The following is a 4,142-nucleotide window of genomic DNA, read 5'->3' on the forward strand; positions in this document are numbered from 1 at the left end:
GGACTCCCCGGCGCCGGACGAGCCCGCCGCGTCCGACTCCGCCCCCCGCGCCCCGCGCGGCCGCGCGGGGCGCCACCCGCACGACGACGCCCCCGACACCGCGGAGGCCTTCCGCAAGCTGTGCGAACTGCCGCACGGGCCCGAGCGGGACGCGCTGCGCGAGGAGATCGTGCGGGCCTGGCTGCCCATGGCCGAGCGGCTCGCGGGGCGCTTCCGCAACCGCGGCGAGTCCCTGGAGGACCTGCGCCAGGTGGCGGCCCTCGGCCTGGTCAAGGCCGTCGACCGCTACGACCCGGAGCGCGGCAACGCCTTCGAGAGCTACGCCGTGCCCACCGTCACCGGCGAGATCAAGCGGCACTTCCGCGACCACATGTGGACCCTGCACGTGCCCCGCCGCGTCCAGGACCTGCGCAACCGCGTTCGCTTCGCCTGCCAGGACCTGTCCCAGACGGTGTCCGGGCGCGCCCCGACCATCGCCGAGATCGCCGAGCGCGCCCGGATGAGCGAGGAGGACGCGGCCGCCGGCCTGGAGGCGCTCGACAGTTTCACCGCGCTGTCCCTGGACGCCGAACTCCCCGGCAGCGACGACGGCTACGCGCTGCGCGACACCCTCGGCGGCCCCGACCCGGCGCTCGACGTCGTCGTGGACCGCGAGGCCGTCAAGCCCCGCCTGGCCCAGCTCCCCGAGCGCGAACGGGCCATCCTCTACATGCGGTTCTTCGGCGACATGACGCAGAGCCGCATCGCCGAGCACCTGGGCATCTCCCAGATGCACGTGTCCCGTCTGATCAGCCGCTGCTGCGGACGGCTGCGGGACGAGATCACCCGCGACATGGCGCGCCACGCCGCCCGCCCCGCACCGGCCTCCGGGCAGGTCACCCAGGACGCCGCATAGCGAGGGCGACGTGCCGCGCCATCACGTCCACGGCGCGCGCCTCCGCCATCGAGAAGGCGAGGCGCGCGCCGGTGCGGAACAGGCTCAGCACCCCGTCGACCGGCCCGTCGGCGTGCGGGGCCAGCGGCACGCACAGCAACGACGTGACCTGGGCCCGCACGAGCACGGGCGCCCCTGACCCGTCCACGCCGAAGCCGTCCTCGGGCTCCGGCCGCACCTGGAGCCGGGGCGCCGCGCAGCGCGCCGTGTCCAGGACCAGCGGACAGTCGGCAGGATCCTGTGCGCGGACGTCCGCGAGCAGCTCGCCCGGCGGCCCGAGGACCGTACGGCGCCGGAACGCCGCGGAGCCCTCGTCCGCGACCACCCAGTCCGCGAACCGGCCGTGCAGCACCCCGGCGGCCCGCCGCAGCACCTCCGCCGGGTCGCCGGCCGGCGCGGTGAGCAGCGTCGCCGTCATCCGGTCCGACAGTTCGAGCAGCTCCGCGTGGCGGGTCGCCTCGCCCAGGTCGGGCGCGCGGTTCCGGCCCCGGCCGGAGCCGTCCCGGTGCGCGTCGCGCGGCACCGGCGGCTGCAGGACGACCAGGAGGACCGTCCGCGGCTCGGTGCCCGGGCGCAGCGCCGTCAGCGTCGCCCGCAGCGGCCGCTCCGGGCGCAATTGCAACCGCACCGTCAGACTCCGGTCGCCCTCGCCGCGGGCGACCGCCGCGGCCTGCGAGCGGAACGCGATCCGGTCCGACGGGGTCAGGAACCCCGACAACGGCCGCCCGGTGGCGTACCCACCGCGCACCCCCGTCAGCTCCGTCGCCGCCACGTTCATCCGGCGCACCACCGTCTCGCCGTCGACCAGCGCCACCGGCAGCGGGAACCGCTGGAACACCGCGCGCAGCAGTTGCTGCTCCGCGTGGTCCGACGCCGCCGTCGCGGACGTGGACACGGCGGTGCGCTCCAGACCCGGCCACAGCCGCTCGGCCACGTGGTCCAGTTCGAACAAGGCGGCGTCCAGCATCGTCCCCAGATCCCCGGACGGGCCGGTGCGGGACGCCTTCAACTCGGCCACGCGGCGCACGAAATCCGCCAGCTCCTCGCCGAACTCCTCAGTCTGAGCCATGGTTCGAACGTATCCGCTACGACGGTTTTCCGGAGGCATCACCGGGAAGCCGCACAGGGGAGAAGGAGGGAGGACCGCCGTGAGGTCGATGCCGATCGGACCGGACGGACCGGAATCCGCTCTGCCGCAGCGCAGGCTCTCCGAACTCGCCGAGCAGGCCCTGCGGTGCACCACCGCGTGCTGCGGCGCGGGCACCACGGTCACCGACGGCGGCGACGAACTGCCCACCGCCGTCACCCACCCCGATCTCGCCGGACTCGTCGCCGTCCAGCTCCGCTCCGGCGAGGGGCCCATCCCCGCCGCGCAGGAGCGCGGCGCGCCCGTGGACTCCGCCGACCTGCTGCGCGACGACCGCTGGCCCGAGTACCGGGCGCTCGCCCTGGACTCCGGCGTCCGCGCCAGTGTCACCCTGCCCTTCCGGCGGGCCGACCTGACGCTCACCATCAGCCTGTTCAGCTTCCGCCCCGGCACCCTGGACGGGGTGAGCTGCGGACCCGCGCAGGCGCTCGGCGACCTCGCCACGGCCAGCCTCGTCCGCGACCGCCGCTACCGCGCGGCCCTGACCGAACTGGAGCACCTGGGCGAGGCGCTGCGCACCCGGCCCGTCGTCGACCAGGCGCGCGGCATCCTCATGCACGTCCTGAGCTGCGACCCCGACCAGGCCTTCGGGCTGCTGCGGCGGATCTCCCAGACCACCAACCGCAAGCTCTCCGAAGTGGCGGCGGCCCTGGTGGAGACCCGCGGCCGGGGCTTCGAACGCGAGCTGGCCTCTTTGGGGCGCCAGGTCGGGGTGGGCTGAGGTCGGGTCGGGCTGAGCCGGGACGGGTCGTCGGCCGGGACGGGCTGTGGGCCGGTCGGGCTGAGGTCCGGGCGGGCTGAGCCGGGACGGGCCGCTGGCTGGGGCGGGGCTGTCGGCCGGCCGGGCTGAGGTCCGGTCGGGAGGAGGCCGGGGCGGGCTGAGGTCCGGAGGGCCGGTGTAGCCCGTCCGGCGTTGGAGGACGAGCGCGAACCGCCCGTACCGGCTCGAATGGGTGCATGCGTACTTCCGTTCCCCTGGCCCTCACCTTCACCCTGTACTCCGCCCTCGCCCTCGCGCCGCCCGCCCACGCCGAGGGCGGTGGTGCCACCGCCCAGGTCACCCCCGCCTCCGTCGCCCCCGGCGGGCAGGTCACCGTCACCGTCACCTGCCCGGCCACCGGCGGCACGCCCCCGCAGACCCTGAAGGCGCACTCCCAGGCCTTCGAGCAGGGCACCGCCACCCTCCGGCGCGACCAGCACCACCAAGGCGAGGGCCACCACCGCGCCCCGGGCGATGACCCCGGCGGCAACGCCGACCAGGGCCCGGTCGACGACCTGGGCGAGAACGGCGACCCGAGCCTGAGCGACGACTTCGGCGGCAGCGATGACTTCGGCGGCAGCGGCGACAGCGGTGACCCGAGCCTGACCGACGACTTCGGCGGGAACGGCGACCAGAGCCTGGACGACCTGGCCCCGCCCGAGGACTCCGGCGAGAACGGCGACCGGGGCTTCGCCCAGGACCAGCCCGCGAGCGACCGCGCCACCTACCGGGGCACCGCCCGCGTCGCCGCGTCCGCCGGCTCCGGGGCGGACGGCCCCGACGCCGAGGGCCGCTCCTCGCAGTGGTCCGTGAACGGCACCTGCCCCGGCGACGGCCGGTGGCAGGCCACGTTCACCGTCACCCGTGGCGGCCCCACCGCCCCGACCGGCCCCGCCGTGCCGCAAGGCGTCCGTGCCGGGCAGGGCGGCACGTTCACCGACTCCCCGGCCGCCCTGGCCGCGGGCGCCCTGCTCGTCCTCGGCGCCTGCGCCGCCGCCGTCCACCGCCTGCGCCGCGACCGCGCCGCACGGCACTGACCACCGCGCACGCGCCAACGCGTCCGCCGCCGGACGATCGAGCGGCGCCGCCGTGGGTACGCAGAGACCCGACAGCACGCGCAGGGTCAAAGGGCCACGGGAGTGGCCAGGGAGCGCACGGAGGTGCCCATGCGGCGGACGGACCACGCGGGGCGGGGCGACGTCCGCTCGGGCCCGCCCCCGCCCGAGCCGGGGCTGCCCGTCCTGCCGGAGCTCGCGGCCGTGGTCGTCGCCGCCGCCGACCGCACCGACGCCCCGCCGCCC

General features: G+C 76.5%; 4 protein-coding genes. 3 read left to right on the forward strand and 1 reads right to left on the reverse strand.

All coding sequences use genetic code 11. The features are described from left to right. The first annotated feature begins 118 nt into the window (after positions 1 to 118). The gene (locus tag IE330_RS37925; RefSeq protein WP_190140732.1) at positions 119 to 895 is read left to right on the forward strand and encodes an RNA polymerase sigma factor SigF; all 777 of its coding nucleotides are present in this window, start codon (positions 119 to 121) and stop codon (positions 893 to 895) included. Here IE330_RS37925 and IE330_RS37930 read toward each other — a convergent pair. Continuing rightward, positions 876 to 2,003 (reverse strand): PAS domain-containing protein, encoded by a 1,128-nt coding sequence (locus IE330_RS37930; RefSeq protein ID WP_190140730.1) that lies wholly within the window; start codon positions 2,001 to 2,003, stop codon positions 876 to 878. The two genes, IE330_RS37925 and IE330_RS37930, sit on opposite strands and share 20 nt — an antisense overlap. 88 nt (positions 2,004 to 2,091) lie before the next feature. Between IE330_RS37930 and IE330_RS37935 the strand changes: the two genes are divergently transcribed. Further along, positions 2,092 to 2,802 (forward strand): ANTAR domain-containing response regulator, encoded by a 711-nt coding sequence (locus IE330_RS37935; protein WP_190140733.1) that lies wholly within the window; start codon positions 2,092 to 2,094, stop codon positions 2,800 to 2,802. 236 nt (positions 2,803 to 3,038) lie between these two features. Beyond that, a complete protein-coding gene (locus tag IE330_RS37940; protein ID WP_190140731.1) occupies positions 3,039 to 3,878 on the forward strand; it encodes a hypothetical protein in 840 nt (279 codons plus the stop codon). Positions 3,879 to 4,142 lie beyond the last annotated feature (264 nt).

This window comes from Streptomyces longispororuber (genome assembly GCF_014656095.1).
GTDB classification, from domain to species: Bacteria; Actinomycetota; Actinomycetes; order Streptomycetales; family Streptomycetaceae; genus Streptomyces; species Streptomyces longispororuber.

What these genes read in the sequence shown, in the direction of transcription:
- IE330_RS37930 (WP_190140730.1), bottom strand. Translation starts at nt 2,003, where the DNA reads ATGGCTCAGACTGAGGAGTTCGGCGAGGAGCTGGCGGATTTCGTGCGC.
- IE330_RS37935 (WP_190140733.1), top strand. Translation starts at nt 2,092, where the DNA reads ATGCCGATCGGACCGGACGGACCGGAATCCGCTCTGCCGCAGCGCAGG.
- IE330_RS37940 (WP_190140731.1), top strand. Translation starts at nt 3,039, where the DNA reads ATGCGTACTTCCGTTCCCCTGGCCCTCACCTTCACCCTGTACTCCGCC.